This is a genomic window from Pedobacter sp. WC2423 (genome assembly GCF_040822065.1).
Classification (GTDB): Bacteria; Bacteroidota; Bacteroidia; order Sphingobacteriales; family Sphingobacteriaceae; genus Pedobacter.
Genome location: NZ_CP162005.1, coordinates 1,045,381 through 1,061,822, shown reverse-complemented (window position 1 = coordinate 1,061,822; position 16,442 = coordinate 1,045,381). Strand labels below are relative to the sequence as shown.

Sequence of the window (16,442 nt, the reverse complement as noted above, 5' to 3'; positions counted from 1 at the left end):
CAAACCTAATGAACTACTCTATTTCTGATCTTGAACAATTATCAGGCGTACAAGTCCATACAATCAGAATCTGGGAACGTAGGTATAATGCGCTGGAGCCGATGCGTTCAGCAGGAAATACACGCATGTACAACGATGATCACCTGAGAAGGCTACTGAATATTGTAAGCATTAGTCAGACCGGTTTGAAAATATCACAAGTCTGTGCCCTCTCAGAAAAAGAGATGAATGACTTCCTGAACAAGGAAATAGAGCAGACGGTCTCAAACGATGCACATTTTGAATACTACACCTCTCAGCTTTTAAAATACGGCTTAGCTTATGATGAGGCCGGATTTGATCAGCTCATCAATAAATGTATCCTTGATCACGGGATGATCACCTCTTATAAGCAGGTAATTTATCCGCTTTTAGTAAGATCAGGGCTAATGTGGAGGAAAGATGATATCTGCCCTTCGCAAGAACATTTTTTATCCAATCTGATCAGACAAAAGCTCTATGCTGCTATTAATGATCTGCCTGTGGTGAATGAGGTAAAATCATCCTGGCTGCTTTTTTTACCAGAAGCCGAAGGTCACGATATTGGACTCTTGTTTGCTAATTATATCCTTAAACAAGCGGGGCAAAAAGTAATCTATCTTGGTAGCAGAGTTCCGCTGGACGCTGTAAAAGATGCGATGCAAAACAAGCAAATCAAACATATGTTATTGTTTATGGTGCGCAGCCAGCCATTAGAAACAGCAAATGATTATCTCAGCGAGTTAAGTACAACTTATCCCAAAAACAGAATTCATCTTGCAGGTAGCGGAAAATTGATCAGTGAACTGAAACTCGGCAAAAATATAAATTGGTTTCAATCTATTAATGAATTTGAACAAACTATCAAAAACACCTTAAATGCCAACTAAAACAGCACAGTCCTTACCCAAAATAGCAGTGATAGGTGCCGGATTTGCTGGCATCAGTGCGGCAGCTTACCTTGCCAAAAATGGTTATAAAGTGGATGTATATGAAAAAAACAGTACTGTAGGTGGCCGGGCAAGACAAATGGAAACTGAAAACGGTTATGTTTTTGACATGGGGCCAAGCTGGTACTGGATGCCAGATGTCTTTGAGAAATTCTTTAACGATTTTGGTTATCAAGCCAAAGATTTTTATGAACTGGAGCTTCTTGATCCCGGTTTTTCAGTTGTATACGGGCAAAACGATGTCCTTGATATTCCAGCAGATTTTAACGCACTCTGTGAAACTTTTGAAGCCATTGAACCAGGAAGTGCGGTAAAGCTTCAGCAATTTCTGGATGAGGCAGCTTATAAATATAAAACCGGAATTGAAAAATTAGTTTATAAACCAGGCCTGTCTTTATTGGAATTTGCGGATATGGATCTACTGAAAGGGGTTTTTAAGCTACAAGTATTCACCTCTTTCAGCAGCCATGTTAAAAAATATTTTAAGCACCCGAAACTTATTGCACTAATGGAATTCCCAGTCTTGTTTCTTGGTGCAACACCCGAAGATACGCCTGCGTTATACAGTTTGATGAATTATGCAGGTTTAAAACTAGGCACATGGTATCCTAAAGGTGGATTTGGAAAAGTGATTGAGGCCATGAAAACAGTTGCTGAAAAGAATGGTGTAAAATTCCACTTAGATGAACCCGTTTCTGCTTTAAAAATTGAGGGAAAACAAATTAAGAGCCTGAGCTCTTCCAAACAGACAAAAGTCTATGACGGATATATTGCTGCTGCCGATTACCATCACGTAGAGGAAAAACTACTTGGCGAAAACTATAGAAATTACCAGGAGAAATACTGGGATAAACGTGTTCTGGCGCCGTCCTGTCTCATTTTCTATTTGGGTGTAACCAAGAAAACAGAACGTTTAGGTCATCACACCTTATTCTTTGATGAAGACTTGAAACAACATGCTATTGAAATTTACAAAGAGCCACAATGGCCTTCTAAACCCTTATTTTATGTCTGCTGCCCATCAAGAACAGACCCTGCTGTAGCACCAGATGGACATGAAAACCTATTTGTATTAATGCCTCTGGCAACAAATATGGAAGATACAGAAGCACTAAGGGAACAATATTTTGAGCTGATTATGACACGTCTGGAAACTTATACCGGCGTTGAAATCCGTAAATACCTCGATTATAAGAGCAGTTATTGTGTAGCAGACTTTAAACTGGATTATAACTCTTACAAAGGTAACGCTTACGGTTTAGCGAACACATTAATGCAAACTGCTAACCTGAAACCTTCATTAAAAAACAAAAAGGTTGAAAACCTGTTTTATGCAGGCCAGCTTACTGTACCAGGACCAGGAGTTCCTCCATCCATTATTTCAGGCCATGTGGCTGCCAGTCAACTGATAAAATACTTTAATAAAAACCTATGAAAGAGATATTTGACCGGTTGTCTGTAGAATGCAGCAAGATCACAACCAAACGTTACAGTACCAGTTTTTCATTAGGTATCTATTTCTTAGGCAGGAAATTGCGTAATCCTATTTATTCAATTTACGGATTTGTACGCCTTGCCGACGAAATTGTAGATAGTTTCCATGACTTTGACAAACCCTTTCTGCTTGCAAAATTCAGACAGGACTGCTATGAAGCTATTGAACATAAAATAAGCCTGAATCCGATATTAAACTCTTTTCAGCAGGTAGTTAATGACTATGCCATTGACAAAGAACTGATTGAACTGTTCTTAAAGAGCATGGAGATGGATCTTGATAAAAAACAATACACTCCTGAGTTGTATGATCAGTATATCTTAGGTTCAGCAGAAGTGGTTGGCCTGATGTGCCTTAACGTTTTTACAGAAGGCAATAAAATCCAATATGAACTGCTAAAAGATTCAGCTATGAAATTAGGATCAGCATTTCAGAAAGTCAACTTCCTCAGAGATATCAATGCAGATTATTTTAACCTGAGCCGTACTTACTTCCCAAACATTGACCTTTCCGTATTCTCCAATCACGAAAAGCAAATTATAGAAAAGGAAATAGAACAGGAATTTAAGCAGGCGCTGGCAGGGATTAAACAATTACCCGCTTCTTCCAAAAATGGCGTTTATCTTGCCTACATCTATTATAAAGAACTATTTAATAAGATTAAAAATGCAACGGCCGAAAAAGTAATGTCCAAAAGAATCCGGATTTCTAACAGTCATAAAATTGGGCTGATGTGTGATTCTATCATTCGTTATAAAATGAATGCGATATGAAAATTTTGGCCCTTTTTATCCTGTTTATCTATGGAACACTACCGTCTCCGGAAATCAAACAGTTGCGTGTTTTATATTATCAGTCGGCAACTGATAAAGCAGCAGCAAGTAAACTTCAGGACCTGCTTTCCAATGTGGATGATCAATCCAGTGAACTTTTAATCTGCTATAAAGGGGTTGCCGAAATGATGCAGGCTAAATATACGATCAGCCCGATTTCAAAATACAGAAGATTTAAAAAAGGTAAAGAATTCATTGAAAGCGCAGTTGCCCTTGATCCTGAAAATTTGGAAATCAGATTTTTAAGATTTACAATTCAGTCTAACCTCCCCTCTTTTCTTGGTTACAATGACCAGATTACAGCGGACAAAAAAATATTAATTAAGAATCTTGATCAGATACATGACCAGCCATTAAAACAGCTGGTAATTAACTATTTGTTTGCCTCCAAACATATAACTGAAAAGGAACGTAACGACATTAAAAAATGAAAGATCAAGTAATACTTGTAGACCAGCTCGATCAGATGACAGGCTTGATGGAGAAAATGGAAGCGCATCAGCGTGGAAAACTTCATCGCGCATTTTCGGTATTTATTTTCAACCAGAAAGGCGAATTCCTGTTACAGCAACGGGCATTAGATAAATATCATTCGGGCGGCCAGTGGAGTAATACGTGCTGTAGTCACCCTTATCCTGGTGAAGACACAAAGGCCGGAGCAAATAGAAGACTGCAAGAAGAAATGGGCATGGATTGTACGCTTGAATTTGGATTTAGTTTTATCTATTATGCTGATTTAAAAGATGGTCTTTCTGAAAATGAGTTTGATCATGTCTATTTTGGTATCAGTGATAGCATACCAGTACCCAATCCTGATGAGGTAGCTGCTTTCAAATATATAACTTTGGAAGCGCTGGAAATTCAGTTAAAAATAAATCCGGAGCAATATACGATATGGTTAAAAATTTGCTTCGAACGTGTTAAAAGTAATTATAATCAACTGTTCAACTTATGAGTAACTGGATAATTAATACCCTGATTGTAGCGGCAACCTTTATCGGTATGGAAGGAGTCGCGTGGTTTACGCACAAATATATCATGCATGGATTTTTCTGGACTTTACACCGTGATCATCACCACAAAGATCATGAAGGCTTTTTGGAAAGAAATGATTTTTTCTTTTTGATTTTTGCTATTCCAGGTATCATTTGCCTGGGATTAGGCTCTTTTTATGGGAATACAGTTGCCTTGTATATAGGTATAGGGATTACGTTGTATGGTGCAGCATATTTTTTTATCCATGACATTTTCATTCATCAGCGATTTAAAATATTCAGGAATTCTGATCACTGGTATTTTAAAGCCATCAGAAGAGCACACAAGATGCACCATAAACACATCAATAAGGAACATGGAGAGTGTTTTGGGATGTTATGGGTTCCGTTTAAGTACTTCTTTGAGAATAAAAAAACTGGAGCATGAAATATACGTATCTCCTGATTGATTTTTTCACAATTAGTGTTCCTTTCATTTATTCTTTCCATCCAAAACTAAACTTTTATAAAACCTGGAAGGCTTTTTTTCCTGCAGTACTGTTAACAGGAATCATCTTCTTACTCTGGGATGTGTATTTTACCAGTCTTGGTGTCTGGGGATTTAATCCTGATTATCTGGTTGGTTTAAAAGTAGGTAACATGCCTTTAGAAGAAATTCTATTCTTCTTTTGTATTCCTTATGCCTGTGTATTTACCTTTCATTGTCTGGATCTGTTCATTAAAAAACCAATCCCGCTCGGCGTTGAAAAAATCCTGACACCTGTACTTATTCTGATTTGTATCCTGATGTCTATTTTATACCGGGGACATATTTATCCGGCGGCTACTTTTTTGTTATTGGCTGTCGTGCTCTTCTGTAGCAGATATGTTTTAAAGATCGGCTGGCTTCCAAAGTTTTATATCATTTACACCGTACTGTTATTCCCTTTTTTAATCGTCAACGGTTTATTAACCGGAACTTGCCTGGATGCACCTATAGTTTGGTATGATAACAACCAGATTATTGGTTTCAGAATATTAACCATCCCTGTAGAAGACGTATTTTATGGAATGGCCCTCATATTAGTGAACTTATTATGCTATAAGCATCTGCTTGGCCGCCGCTCTTTATCAAAATAGTCTATATTGCAGCTATATTTTGTTAAGGTACAACTGCAACAATTTAGCTACCCGGGAGTCTTATCATCAAACTCCCAAACATGATCGTCTTCAAAAAATCTGTAATCAGCTTAATTACCATCAGCACTCTGATGGTACCGAACCAGAAAGCCAACGCTCAAACCAGTAAATCCGCACAATTAGATTCCCTGGTTCACAAAGCAAATCGCCTCGGCCTTTTTAACGGTAATATCCTGATTGCAGAAAACAATAAAATCATCTATAAAGATGCAGTTGGTTTCGCCGGTGCGTCTGGCAAAATTAAGCTAACCGAACAATATCGTTTTCATATTGGCTCTATCGCTAAAGAATTTAATGCTGTTGGCATTATGATCTTAAAAGAACAGGGAAAATTAAAACTGGAAGATCCGGTTTCGAAATACCTGCCTGAACTGCCTACATGGGCTTCAAAAATCCGTATTATCAATTTATTGCAATACACAAGTGGTGTTCCGGATGTAAAATGGAAACTGGTTAAAAGTAATGCTGATAATATGGAAGACCTGAAAAAAATAGCAAAACTTGACTTTGAGCCCGGCAGCCAGTACGCTTATAACAACAACAATGTATTTCTGCAACGCAGGATCATCGAAAAGATTACCGGTTTATCATTTACAGCCTTTACAGAAAAGTACTTATTAAAACCTTGCGGAATGAAAGCCGCTATTGTAGATCCTCTGGCTTCAGATAAATTTGTAGCCAGAGCCTATAACAATACGCATACAGAAGATGAGCTCACCTACCCGATCAATGGCTGGGTTGCAGTTACTTTAGATGACTTCTATAAATGGAGTAATGCACTGATCAACTTTAAACTGATCAACCCGGCCTCCACTAAACAAATTCTGGAAGCTGCCGGACCCGATCAACAAGCTGGTTTGGGTGGTGGTATGATGGATGGTAACCAGATAATTGCGCACAAACACGACGGTACTGCAAGAAACTATCAGGCTTTACTCGTGAGTGCTGTACCCAAAGGCAGAACCGTAATCCTGATGACTAATAATCAGCAGAATAACTTATACAACTTTAATGTCGCTATTCAGGCAATTCTGGATGGTAAACCTTATAATCAGATCAAAAAAACTGTATTAAGTGGCTTTGGCACACAAATAGAAAAAATGAACGGTCAGGAAGTCATCGCATTCTATGAAAAAATGAAGAAAACACATAATGATGAATATAGTTTTGATGCTGAAGCCACTCTGAATGAGATCGGTTATAACTTTTTACGTCAAAACAAATTCACCGATGCCATCCTGGTCTTTGAACATAATACACAGCTCTTCCCAGAATCAGGTAATGTATTTGACAGTTTAGGAGAAGCTTATTATAAACAAGGAGATAAAGAAAAGGCTTTATTGAATTATAAAAAGTCAATCGCCTTAAATCCCGGCAATGGAGATGCAAAAAAGATTATTGCACAACTAAGCTCCCGGCTTTAAGCTGGTTAGAATTGCAAAATCCTTTTAAATCATAAATTATTTCGTTCCGATGTAACTTATTCTCCCTGCTGGTATCTTATTTACAAATAATAACAACCATGAAACCACTTTTACTAACCACATTCCTATTTTTATTTTACGGCTTCCCTAATACCTTACATGCCCAGCAAACTGTGAAGATCAACGGTACAGTAATGGACGGAAAACAAACACTGCCAGCTGCAACAGTTTTATTGTACACAGCAAAAGATTCGTCCCTGGTTACCACTGCCATGACTGACCAGAATGGAAAATTTAATTTTACAGCCGCTCCCAGTCAATATTATATTGTGTCCTCTTCCATAGGTTATAACAAAGTTAAAACTGCTCTTTTTCAATTAAGCGGCCCTGCAGCTTTGCAAATCCCGGTGATTACGCTAAAGGAGAATTCAAAAAACCTGGACGAAGTCAGCATTACAGCTGCTAAACCGGTTTTAGAACGTAAAGCAGACAAACTAATTTTTAACGTAGATGCTACACCATCAGCGGCTGGTCTAACAGCGCTCGAAGTTTTGAAAAAAGCTCCGGGAGTGAATGTAGATTACAATGAGAACATTTCTCTTTCCGGAAAAAGCAATGTACTAGTTACTATTGACGGTAAACAAACTTATCTGAGTTCAACCGAAGTTGTAAACTTGCTGAAATCAATGCAAAGCAATCAGATAGAGAGTATCGAAATTATTAATAATCCAGGTTCCAGATACGATGCCAACAGCACAGGAGGAATTATCAATATCAAAACAAAGAAAAGTCAGACAGAAGGTTTTAATGGAAGTTTAGCGTTAGGTACCGGATTCAACAAATACCTGCTTCCCAATGGCTCTTTAAACTTGAATTACCGTAAAAAGAGCTTTAATGTTTTTGGCTCTTATGGTTATAACAGAAATAAATCTCTTCAGACGCTTAAAATTGACCGTATAACTCCCGGTACAAATCCTTTGTCTTTTAGTCAGCGAAACAAAGATACTTCTGTTTACTCTTCACAAAATTTCAAAATCGGAACCGACTTCTTTTTATCGACAAAACATGCAATTGGATTTTTGGTTAAAGGAAATATCAGTGACCATAACCAGCAGAGTTTAAGTGCTGTGAATATCGGCAAATCATTTGCTGCAACAGATTCAATTTTAACAACACCAAGTTATAATTCATCTAACCGCAAGAACTTCTCTTATAATATCAACTATAAAGGAGTATTGGATACAGCAGGACAGGAAATAACTGTAGATGCGGATTATTCCACCTTTGATGGGACTAACAATGAAAACTATACGAATCGTTTTTACCTGCCAAATGGCAGCTTCTTTAAGGATGGACAGATTTATAGAAATTTTGCGCCTTCAAATATTGACATTAAAGCTATTAAGGCAGATTATACCCTGCCTATAAATAAAATGTTCAAACTGGAAGCCGGTGCTAAAATTGCGGGTGTAAAGAGCGACAACAATTATATTTATGAAAATGACGTGAAAGGAAGCTGGACTTTTGATGATACAAAAAGTAACCGGTTCTTATATGACGAGAAGGTTAGTGCGGCTTATGCAACTTTATATGTGACGCTTGGAAAAACATCTTTTTCTGGAGGATTACGTGCTGAAAATACCAATTCTACGGGAAACTCGATTACTACTAACCAATTAACCCATAGAAAATATACAGATTTGTTTCCCTCTCTGTCAGTAAGTCAGAACATAAATACAGATAACTCTTTAAATTTCTCTTACTCCAGGAAAATAAACAGACCAAATTATCAGAATCTGAATCCTTTTATATTTTTCCTGGATCAGTACACTTATAATCAGGGTAATCCCAATCTAAAACCTGAGTATTCCAATAATCTGGAAGCCAGCTATCTGTTCAAACAGAAATATAGTCTTGCTTTAAATTATAGTCGCACTAAAGATGTAATTACACAGGTATTGTTACAAAATGAAGTTAAAAAATCAATATATCAGACGATTTTAAACCTTGCTTCAGAAAATGTAGTTTCTTTAACGCTGAATTTCCCGGTACAGGTTACTAAATGGTGGGATATGAATAATAATGTGCTGGGATATTTTAAACAGATTAAAGCACCTGACTTAAACGGAGCTGATTTGAATTCTAAGCAATTCAGTGGTAATTTCTATGCACAAAACAACTTCACATTGAGCAAGCTTTTCAGTGCAGATGCAGGATTAATGTTTAGTACACCGCAAATTGAAGGTGCTTTTAAAATTAAAAGTATGTACAATGCAGATGCAGGATTACGTTATAGCTTTCCAAATAAAACAGGGAATCTGAAATTAGGGGTAAGTGATATCTTTCATTCACAAAAAGCAAGAATATTCAGCACATTACCAGGAAATGTATACAACCTGGAACAATATGGAACTACTACAAGTGTAAGGTTAACTTTCACATACCGCTTTGGAAAGATGACTGTAAAATCTGCAAGAAACAGGTCAACTGGTCTTGATGACGAACAAAAGAGGCTTGGTGGAAAATAATTAAAGACTTCAGCAATATAAAAAGGTTTGCCCTCTTAAAAAATGGCAAACCTTTTTTATGAATTAGGTATTCGGCTTTACGGCGTCTAATACTGTTCCGATATTTTTGTGTGAGCTTTCAGGAAATTCTGAAATCAATTTGTTGCTCTTGAAATTTCTAAAGTTGTATTTCTTTTCTTCCGCATTGAAGGCAGCTTCATTATGATCGAGCGCAGATGCATCCTCCGCATTAAATCCTTTTTTAACTTCTTTATGTCCTTTCACAACTAAAGTATCTCCATCAATTCTAATTACTTTCATTAAAGTAACCTGTGGTCCTGTCATCTGCTGTGAAGGCATCAGGAATACTCGAAGTACATCGCCCGGGGCAACAGCAGCAAGAGAAGCAGCCGTGGCTTCGCTCGTAGCGGCAGCTTTTTCTGCCCTGTTCTTATTTACGATTGGTGCAATCACAGACATGGCGATAAAAACACCCGCAATAATATAAATATTCCGGAAAAGCTGCCATGCAAATGGGGTATCCGCTTTTAAATTCTGAGCTTCTGATTTTAATTCTTCCGACCATTCCTTTTTCGGAATTTCAACATTGCGTTCAAGATCAATTGCTCTGACCTGTTGCATACTTATCGGACCGAAAGGGCCGAAAATTGACATGTATTGCTGATATACATCCAGCTGAACATTACTTTTACTCCTTGTTAATGGATCAATTTCTGTTAAAACTGTCCTGGAATTGAGAGTTTTTTCCTTAATATCGTAGATTATAAACATATCTTGCGCTTAAACAAATATAGTGCCAGTCAACTTTTTAAATAATTACGGTGATCTGGTTTTATATAGAAAGGATTTCTTATATTTTATTTCTATTCCTGTGGTAAGGTAATCGTATATCTTATCATTTCTTTCTTGCTCAGCATACTGTTGGAAATTAATGTAGAAACCACCTGATCATCGACGAGAATTTCCATCTTCACTGAGCCGGCATATTCCGCAATAATCCCTAAGGATAGAATAGCTGATCTTTTGATATTTCTTTTAAACTTCCTGGAGAAAGGCAGCGTTCTTTTATCTGCAACAGTAACTACCCCATTTTCATCCGTATAAATAATATCACCACCTGTGATCACATTTTTATAAGGACTTATTTTGTATTCGATCGTTACTTCTTTTTGTGCATAAACCGGCTGTCTTACCGTTTCTTTTTTACAGGAACCTATAAAGATAAGCGAAATGAGAAACGCAGTGATTTTAAGACTGTGTTTGTTAAAAATTAAAAAGGTCATGAATCATTTGTGTGTTTAGACTATATCAGTTAAACGCAATATTTGTCAATACCCCCATCCTGCTTACTGTCTCAAACTCTATTTTTTGCTTTATCAGTCTTTTTATCAATAGGTTACCACATAATTCAAATAATTTTTGATTACTGATTATATTTTATAGATTTGGTGAACCAATAATTGGTAAACCAAATATTTCCTTATGAAATCATTTATAGAAACCATCAGGTCTATCGAACTTGAAACTCCTGTAGATAAAATAATCGGACAGCTTAAACAGCTGATTACCTCTGGACAACTGCAACCAGGTGACCGTTTACCTGCCGAAAGAATACTTGCTGAAAAGTTTGGTGTAGGCCGTAGTTATGTACGCGAAGCTATTCTGAAACTGGAGTTCTATGGATTGTTAAAAACAAATCCACAAAGCGGAACTTATGTGGCTGGCCTCAGTATTAAAGTACTGGATAGTATTATCACCGATATCATCAAATTCAATAAAGAAGATTTTAATGCATTGCTTGAAGCCAGATATTACCTGGAGCTGGATGCGGTTAAACTAGCTGCTGAAAGAAGAACGGAAAAAGATCTGGAAAGCTTAAAAGAAGCCTTACTGGATTATGAAGCGAAAGTTAATGCCAATCAGAATGCAGTAGAAGAAGACATGATTTTCCATATCCGGATTGCAAAGGCCTCTAAAAACTCAGTCATTGAATCTATGATCCTGATTTTGATACCCGATCTGATTAAAAGTATTGTAGAGAATAAAATCTGTGGAGATAACAGAGGTAAACTGGCGATTGAAGAACATAGAAAAATCTTAAAAGCAATTGAAGATCAGGATATCGATGCCGCAGAAAATGCAGTAGCAGCACATTTGAATGACATGTTCCAGTTAAGCAAAGCTGGGTTTGCCGCACAAAAAATCATACAGGACAATGTTTAAAACTACACTCAGAAAATGGCATAAGCCTTAAAATTTATTATTTATAATGATATGATGAACTACTTGAAAAAGTTGGTAATGGGATTGATTTGCCTGATTTTTGGACTCTCTGTTCATGCACAGCAGCATCCTTCTATCATGCTGACTAAAGCTAATATAACTGCATTAAGGAAAGGAATTTCAACCTATCCCCTGCTTGGCAAATCGTACAAGAAGATAAAATCAGCTGCAGACAAAGCTATTCAAGAGCCCGTTAATGTGCCTGTCCCTAAAGATGCAGGCGGAGGCGCTACCCACGAGCAACATAAAAAGAATTATCTCAATATCCTGAATTGCGGGATTGCTTACCAGCTGTCCGGAGATAAAAAATATGCAGCCTATGTAGAAGCGTTATTGTTAAAATATGCTTCAGAGTACCAGAAATGGCCGCTTCATCCTAAAAGGAAAGAAGGTCATCAAGGTGGCAGGATCTTCTGGCAGAGTCTGAATGATTTTGTATGGCAGGTTTATACCATACAAGGTTATGACCTGGTTTATGAGGCGATTGCACCAGCAAAACGTCAGCAAATAGAAACAGGTTTATTTATACCTGCAGTTAAATTCTTCACTGAAGATTGTGCAGAAACTTTTAATAAAATCCATAATCATGCTACCTGGGCTGTAGCTGCCACAGGGATGACTGGTTATGTGATCAACAAACCTGAATATGTAGCCATGGCGTTGAAAGGAACAGCTAAGGATGGTAAGGCAGGTTATCTTGCGCAGATCGACCAGTTGTTTTCTCCCGAGGGTTATTACACTGAGGGACCTTATTATCAACGTTATGCACTCCTTCCTTTTTTGATATTTGCAAAAACGATTAATAATTATCAGCCGGCACTAAAAATCTTTCAATACCGCAACCAACTACTGGCTAAGGCCATTGAAACTTCATTACAATTGACTTATACAGATGGTACATTTTTCCCATTTAATGATGCAGTAAAGGGAAAAACATATGAATCTGCCGAACTGGTTTACGGAGTTGATATTGCTTATGCAGATATTAAGCCGCAACCAGAACTGCTGGATATAGTTAATAAACAGGATCAGGTGATTATTTCTGATGCCGGGTTAAAAATTGCCGCTGATGTAGCCGCGGGAAAAACTAAACCATTTGTTTACAAGACGATGTTAATTACAGACGGTGCAACTGGTAAAGACGGTGGCATTGGGATCTTAAGAGCCGGAACAAATGAGGATCAGCAGGCTGTATTAATTAAAGCCACTTCGCAGGGAATGGGTCACGGGCATTTTGACAGGCTTAACTTATTGTATGATGATAACAATGTGGAAGTATTTCCTGACTATGGTTCTGCGCGTTTCATCAACATAGAATCTAAAAAAGGTGGTGATTACCTGCCTGAGAATAAGTCGTGGGCTAAACAAACTGTTGCACATAATACGCTGACAGTGGATGAAACCTCAAATTTTAAAGGAAATGCGGATCGTGCACAGCAAACAGCGGCTGAAATCCTTTATTTCAAAGACGATGGGAAACTAAAGGTAATCAGTGCGGCAGAAAACAATGCGTATCCAGGTGTAAAGATGACCAGAACTACTGCTTTATTAAAAGTAGAAGCACTTCAAAAATCTTTGATGATTGATGTGTTCAGAGTCGATGCCGATAAAGTCCATCAATATGACCTCCCTTTCTGGTATAAAGGGCACCTGACGGATTCTTCAGTACAGCTGAAGTCTTTTACGGATCAGCTTAAAGCTTTGGGCACGCAATACGGTTATCAGCATATCTGGTTAAATGCAGAGCAGACCGTCCCTAAACAGACAGGCTACCTGACGTTATTGAACAATAAACGTTTCTATACGATTAATTTTGCCACACAGTCACCTGTAAACCTGAAATTGCTGACGCTTGGTGCTAATGATCCGGATCAGAATTTATTGGAGAGCAAAGCTTTTATGTTTTCTTCAAAAGGCAGTAAAACACAAACGTTTTTTACAGTAACAGAAACACATGGCAGCACAAATACAGTGGACGAAACTACTTATGGCGCGTCAGGTAATGTAAGTGAGTTGAAAATCATAACTGCCGGGCCAGAACAGATTTCAGTTTCCTTTAAAGTGAAAGGAAAGCTATATCAGTACCAGATCAACTTTAAAAACAAAGAAAACCTTATAAAAATAAACTAATCAATATGTTACAAAGCAATTTATTTCAAATAGAAGAAGAAACGCCTTGGCAGGATCTCGGAAACGGAGTTAAAAGACAGGTATTTGGTTATAATGATCAGCTCATGCTGGTTAAAGCAAAATTTGAAGCAGAAGCAATCGGGCAATTACATCAGCATCACCATTCGCAGGTGACTTATGTAGATAGCGGAGTCTTTGAAATGAGTATTGGCGCGGAGAAAAAGATCCTTAAAAAAGGGGACGGATTTTATGCACCTCCGCACGAAATGCATGGCTGTGTTTGTTTGGAAGCGGGCGTATTAATAGATGTATTCTCTCCGCACCGTGAAGATTTTTTATAGGCTTAACAGGTAGTGCATGAAAAGAATTATACTGATTGCCGGGCTGCTATGGACAACTCATCTTGCAGTGGCACAAGACACTATACAGGTTAAAAAAGTGAATTACCCGGTTGGATTCAGTGAACAGCTGAATGTGATTTATACCCGGGTGGATGACTGGGATGGGAAATTAGATTTATACCTCCCGTCTGCACAGCGATCACCTGCCCCACTGCTCATCAACATTCATGGTGGTGGCTGGAACAAAGGGACGAAGGAATCTCAAAGTGGTTTTACTGCCTTTTTTAAAAAGGGATATGCAGTGGCTAATCTTGAATACCGGCTCACTGCTAAAGCGACCGCTCCGGCAGCAGTAGAAGATACCAGGTGTGCCCTGATTTATTTAATCAGCCATGCGCAGCAGCTACATATTGACGTGAATAAAATCGTCATTATGGGCGCTTCCGCTGGTGGTCATCTTGCACTGATGGGTGGCCTGCTGGAAAATGATCATTTGTTTGATGGGAATTGTAAAGGCACGGAAAATATCAAGGTAGCAGCGATCATTGATAAATATGGAATTACCGATGTCTGGGATTGGGGTTACGGAAAATTAAAAACCAGTAAATCTGCGACTAGCTGGTTAGGGGCTAAAGCATTGGATCAGGAATTTGCAAAATCTGTTTCTCCACTATTCCAGGTCAAAAAGACAAGTCCGCCGGTATTCATCGTGCATGGGGATGCCGATCCGATTGTGCCTTATGAACAGTCTGTTGCTTTAAAAAACAGGCTCGATGAACTGGGTGTTAAAAATGAATTCATTACTGTAAAAGGTGGCTTGCATGGTAAGTTCCAGCCAGCAGATAACTCGATGGTCAATGCAAAGATTATGGAGTTTCTGAAAGGTCTGGGCCTATAATACAACCAGTCCATCTGGTAATCCAACCTGCCATTTATCAGAATTAATTAATAAAAAACCAAATATAACCTCATGAAGATAAAAGGACTAAGGTGGTACATTATCGCATTGATTTCACTGGCAACAGTGATCAATTACATCGACAGAAGTGCCATCAATATTATGTGGCCTTATATTTACAAAGAATTCGGTATTGCGGCGGCAGACAATAAAAATGCACTGGCCCTGATTACGACATTCTTCATGATTGCATACGCATTAGGGCAGACATTTACCGGGAAATTGATGGATGCGGTGGGTACAAGACTGGGCATGACCATCTCCATTATTGGGTGGAGTGTTTCCATAGCTTTGCATTCATTCGCTAAATCCTTATTGTCGTTCAATATCTTTCGCTTTATGCTGGGCTTTTCAGAAGCGGGGAACTGGCCTGGTGCCACAAAAAGTAATGCAGAATGGTTTCCGGTCAAAGAGAGAGCTATAGCACAGGGGATTTTTGGTGCAGGTGCGTCTTTAGGTTCAGTCATATCGGCTCCTGCTATTGCTTTTCTATATATCGTATTTGGCTGGAAAATGACTTTTGTATTCATTGCAGGATTAGGATTGATCTGGGTAATTCCATGGTTAATTATCAATAAAGCGACCCCGGATAAACATCCATGGCTCACGGAAAAGGAAAGAAACTACATTCTGGACGTGGATACTGAAGCGCAAACTCAGGTCGATGAAACTCCGGTATTGAGCTGGAGAGAATTGTTAAAGTTTAGAAATACATGGGGCATTATCATGGCCAGGTTCTTTATTGACCCTGTATGGTGGTTATTTGTAACCTGGCTGCCTACCTTTTTAAAGGAACAGTTCCTTTTTGATATCAAACAAATTGGTGCTTTTACCTGGCTCCCCTATTTATTTGCTGCTATCGGCAGTTTACTTGGAGGATATCATTCTTCCTGGCAGGTAAAAAAAGGTATAAATGCAGTAAAAGCAAGAAAAAATTCAGTAGCTGTAGGTTGTGTTTTCATGCTGCTGTCTTTAGTCGCTATTGTCTGTAAATTGGATGACCTGAAAGCAGAACCGGGTTTAGCAATGGTACTGATCGGTTTAACACTGTTTGGTTTCCAGTTCCTGATTGGAAACCTGCAAACTTTACCAAGTGATTATTTCAATGGTAAAAACGTGGGAACAGTAGCAGGAATGGGCGGTACAGCAGCTGTAGTGGGCACACTTTTAACCACCTGGTTAGTTCCTGTAATGACCAAAACAAGTTATGTCTCCTTTTTCGTACTGGCAGCAGTACTGGTACCGATTACCTGGATCTGCATCAAATATATTACCTCAAAAAGAAGCATTCATTCCTAAACAAATTAT

General features: G+C 38.2%; 16 protein-coding genes. 14 read left to right on the top strand and 2 right to left on the bottom strand.

Annotated features, from left to right (window positions below; translation table 11 throughout):
- Positions 1 to 8: 8 nt before the first annotated feature.
- The 9 genes from AB3G38_RS04080 to AB3G38_RS04040 all read left to right on the top strand — a co-directional run bounded on the left by AB3G38_RS04080 (position 9) and on the right by AB3G38_RS04040 (position 9,422).
- Positions 9 to 908 (top strand): MerR family transcriptional regulator, encoded by a 900-nt coding sequence (locus AB3G38_RS04080; RefSeq protein WP_367867221.1) that lies wholly within the window; start codon positions 9 to 11, stop codon positions 906 to 908.
- Entirely contained in the window at positions 898 to 2,403 is a 1,506-nt protein-coding gene (locus AB3G38_RS04075; protein WP_367867220.1) for a phytoene desaturase family protein, read from the top strand. The genes AB3G38_RS04080 and AB3G38_RS04075 overlap by 11 nt, the downstream gene beginning before the upstream one ends.
- Entirely contained in the window at positions 2,400 to 3,236 is an 837-nt protein-coding gene (locus AB3G38_RS04070) for a phytoene/squalene synthase family protein (protein WP_367867219.1), read from the top strand. The genes AB3G38_RS04075 and AB3G38_RS04070 overlap by 4 nt, the downstream gene beginning before the upstream one ends.
- Complete coding sequence (locus AB3G38_RS04065; RefSeq protein WP_367867218.1) at positions 3,233 to 3,727, top strand: hypothetical protein; 495 nt, start codon at positions 3,233 to 3,235, stop codon at positions 3,725 to 3,727. The genes AB3G38_RS04070 and AB3G38_RS04065 overlap by 4 nt, the downstream gene beginning before the upstream one ends.
- The gene (gene idi, locus AB3G38_RS04060; RefSeq protein WP_367867217.1) at positions 3,724 to 4,251 is read left to right on the top strand and encodes an isopentenyl-diphosphate Delta-isomerase; all 528 of its coding nucleotides are present in this window, start codon (positions 3,724 to 3,726) and stop codon (positions 4,249 to 4,251) included. Before AB3G38_RS04065 ends, idi begins: the two co-directional genes overlap by 4 nt.
- Complete coding sequence (locus tag AB3G38_RS04055; RefSeq protein WP_367867216.1) at positions 4,248 to 4,718, top strand: sterol desaturase family protein; 471 nt, start codon at positions 4,248 to 4,250, stop codon at positions 4,716 to 4,718. Before idi ends, AB3G38_RS04055 begins: the two co-directional genes overlap by 4 nt.
- Positions 4,715 to 5,410 (top strand): lycopene cyclase domain-containing protein, encoded by a 696-nt coding sequence (locus tag AB3G38_RS04050; protein WP_367867215.1) that lies wholly within the window; start codon positions 4,715 to 4,717, stop codon positions 5,408 to 5,410. Before AB3G38_RS04055 ends, AB3G38_RS04050 begins: the two co-directional genes overlap by 4 nt.
- 80 nt (positions 5,411 to 5,490) lie before the next feature.
- On the top strand, positions 5,491 to 6,894 hold the full coding sequence (locus AB3G38_RS04045; protein ID WP_367867214.1) for a serine hydrolase: 1,404 nt from the start codon (positions 5,491 to 5,493) through the stop codon (positions 6,892 to 6,894).
- A 98-nt stretch (positions 6,895 to 6,992) separates the two neighbouring features.
- On the top strand, positions 6,993 to 9,422 hold the full coding sequence (locus AB3G38_RS04040; protein ID WP_367867213.1) for a TonB-dependent receptor: 2,430 nt from the start codon (positions 6,993 to 6,995) through the stop codon (positions 9,420 to 9,422).
- 63 nt (positions 9,423 to 9,485) lie between these two features.
- Here the strand turns inward: AB3G38_RS04040 and AB3G38_RS04035 are convergent, their stop codons facing one another.
- Together AB3G38_RS04035 and AB3G38_RS04030 are read right to left on the bottom strand one after the other, a co-directional pair.
- Entirely contained in the window at positions 9,486 to 10,193 is a 708-nt protein-coding gene (locus AB3G38_RS04035; protein ID WP_367867212.1) for a hypothetical protein, read from the bottom strand.
- 92 nt (positions 10,194 to 10,285) lie between these two features.
- Complete coding sequence (locus AB3G38_RS04030) at positions 10,286 to 10,705, bottom strand: hypothetical protein (protein WP_367867211.1); 420 nt, start codon at positions 10,703 to 10,705, stop codon at positions 10,286 to 10,288.
- 199 nt (positions 10,706 to 10,904) lie between these two features.
- On the opposite strand from AB3G38_RS04030, the gene AB3G38_RS04025 reads away from it, so the two are divergent.
- From AB3G38_RS04025 to AB3G38_RS04005, 5 genes are all read left to right on the top strand, one after another.
- The gene (locus tag AB3G38_RS04025; RefSeq protein ID WP_367867210.1) at positions 10,905 to 11,645 is read left to right on the top strand and encodes a FadR/GntR family transcriptional regulator; all 741 of its coding nucleotides are present in this window, start codon (positions 10,905 to 10,907) and stop codon (positions 11,643 to 11,645) included.
- 51 nt (positions 11,646 to 11,696) lie between these two features.
- Positions 11,697 to 13,835, top strand: a complete 2,139-nt coding sequence (locus AB3G38_RS04020) for a heparinase II/III family protein (protein ID WP_367867209.1) — start codon at positions 11,697 to 11,699, stop codon at positions 13,833 to 13,835.
- A 5-nt stretch (positions 13,836 to 13,840) separates the two neighbouring features.
- Complete coding sequence (locus AB3G38_RS04015; RefSeq protein WP_367867208.1) at positions 13,841 to 14,176, top strand: cupin domain-containing protein; 336 nt, start codon at positions 13,841 to 13,843, stop codon at positions 14,174 to 14,176.
- A 16-nt stretch (positions 14,177 to 14,192) separates the two neighbouring features.
- Positions 14,193 to 15,074, top strand: coding sequence for an alpha/beta hydrolase fold domain-containing protein (locus AB3G38_RS04010; RefSeq protein WP_367867207.1), 882 nt, complete (start codon positions 14,193 to 14,195; stop codon positions 15,072 to 15,074).
- A gap of 72 nt (positions 15,075 to 15,146) precedes the next feature.
- Positions 15,147 to 16,433, top strand: a complete 1,287-nt coding sequence (locus tag AB3G38_RS04005; RefSeq protein ID WP_367867206.1) for an MFS transporter — start codon at positions 15,147 to 15,149, stop codon at positions 16,431 to 16,433.
- Positions 16,434 to 16,442: the final 9 nt, after the last annotated feature.

Excerpts from the sequence above, each read along its gene's own strand:
- AB3G38_RS04055 (WP_367867216.1), top strand. The coding sequence starts at position 4,248 with ATGAGTAACTGGATAATTAATACCCTGATTGTAGCGGCAACCTTTATC.
- AB3G38_RS04015 (WP_367867208.1), top strand. The coding sequence starts at position 13,841 with ATGTTACAAAGCAATTTATTTCAAATAGAAGAAGAAACGCCTTGGCAG.
- AB3G38_RS04035 (WP_367867212.1), bottom strand. The coding sequence starts at position 10,193 with ATGTTTATAATCTACGATATTAAGGAAAAAACTCTCAATTCCAGGACA.
- idi (WP_367867217.1), top strand. The coding sequence starts at position 3,724 with ATGAAAGATCAAGTAATACTTGTAGACCAGCTCGATCAGATGACAGGC.
- AB3G38_RS04030 (WP_367867211.1), bottom strand. The coding sequence starts at position 10,705 with ATGACCTTTTTAATTTTTAACAAACACAGTCTTAAAATCACTGCGTTT.
- AB3G38_RS04025 (WP_367867210.1), top strand. The coding sequence starts at position 10,905 with ATGAAATCATTTATAGAAACCATCAGGTCTATCGAACTTGAAACTCCT.
- AB3G38_RS04050 (WP_367867215.1), top strand. The coding sequence starts at position 4,715 with ATGAAATATACGTATCTCCTGATTGATTTTTTCACAATTAGTGTTCCT.
- AB3G38_RS04080 (WP_367867221.1), top strand. The coding sequence starts at position 9 with ATGAACTACTCTATTTCTGATCTTGAACAATTATCAGGCGTACAAGTC.
- AB3G38_RS04010 (WP_367867207.1), top strand. The coding sequence starts at position 14,193 with ATGAAAAGAATTATACTGATTGCCGGGCTGCTATGGACAACTCATCTT.
- AB3G38_RS04005 (WP_367867206.1), top strand. The coding sequence starts at position 15,147 with ATGAAGATAAAAGGACTAAGGTGGTACATTATCGCATTGATTTCACTG.
- AB3G38_RS04040 (WP_367867213.1), top strand. The coding sequence starts at position 6,993 with ATGAAACCACTTTTACTAACCACATTCCTATTTTTATTTTACGGCTTC.
- AB3G38_RS04075 (WP_367867220.1), top strand. The coding sequence starts at position 898 with ATGCCAACTAAAACAGCACAGTCCTTACCCAAAATAGCAGTGATAGGT.
- AB3G38_RS04070 (WP_367867219.1), top strand. The coding sequence starts at position 2,400 with ATGAAAGAGATATTTGACCGGTTGTCTGTAGAATGCAGCAAGATCACA.
- AB3G38_RS04045 (WP_367867214.1), top strand. The coding sequence starts at position 5,491 with ATGATCGTCTTCAAAAAATCTGTAATCAGCTTAATTACCATCAGCACT.
- AB3G38_RS04020 (WP_367867209.1), top strand. The coding sequence starts at position 11,697 with ATGATGAACTACTTGAAAAAGTTGGTAATGGGATTGATTTGCCTGATT.
- AB3G38_RS04065 (WP_367867218.1), top strand. The coding sequence starts at position 3,233 with ATGAAAATTTTGGCCCTTTTTATCCTGTTTATCTATGGAACACTACCG.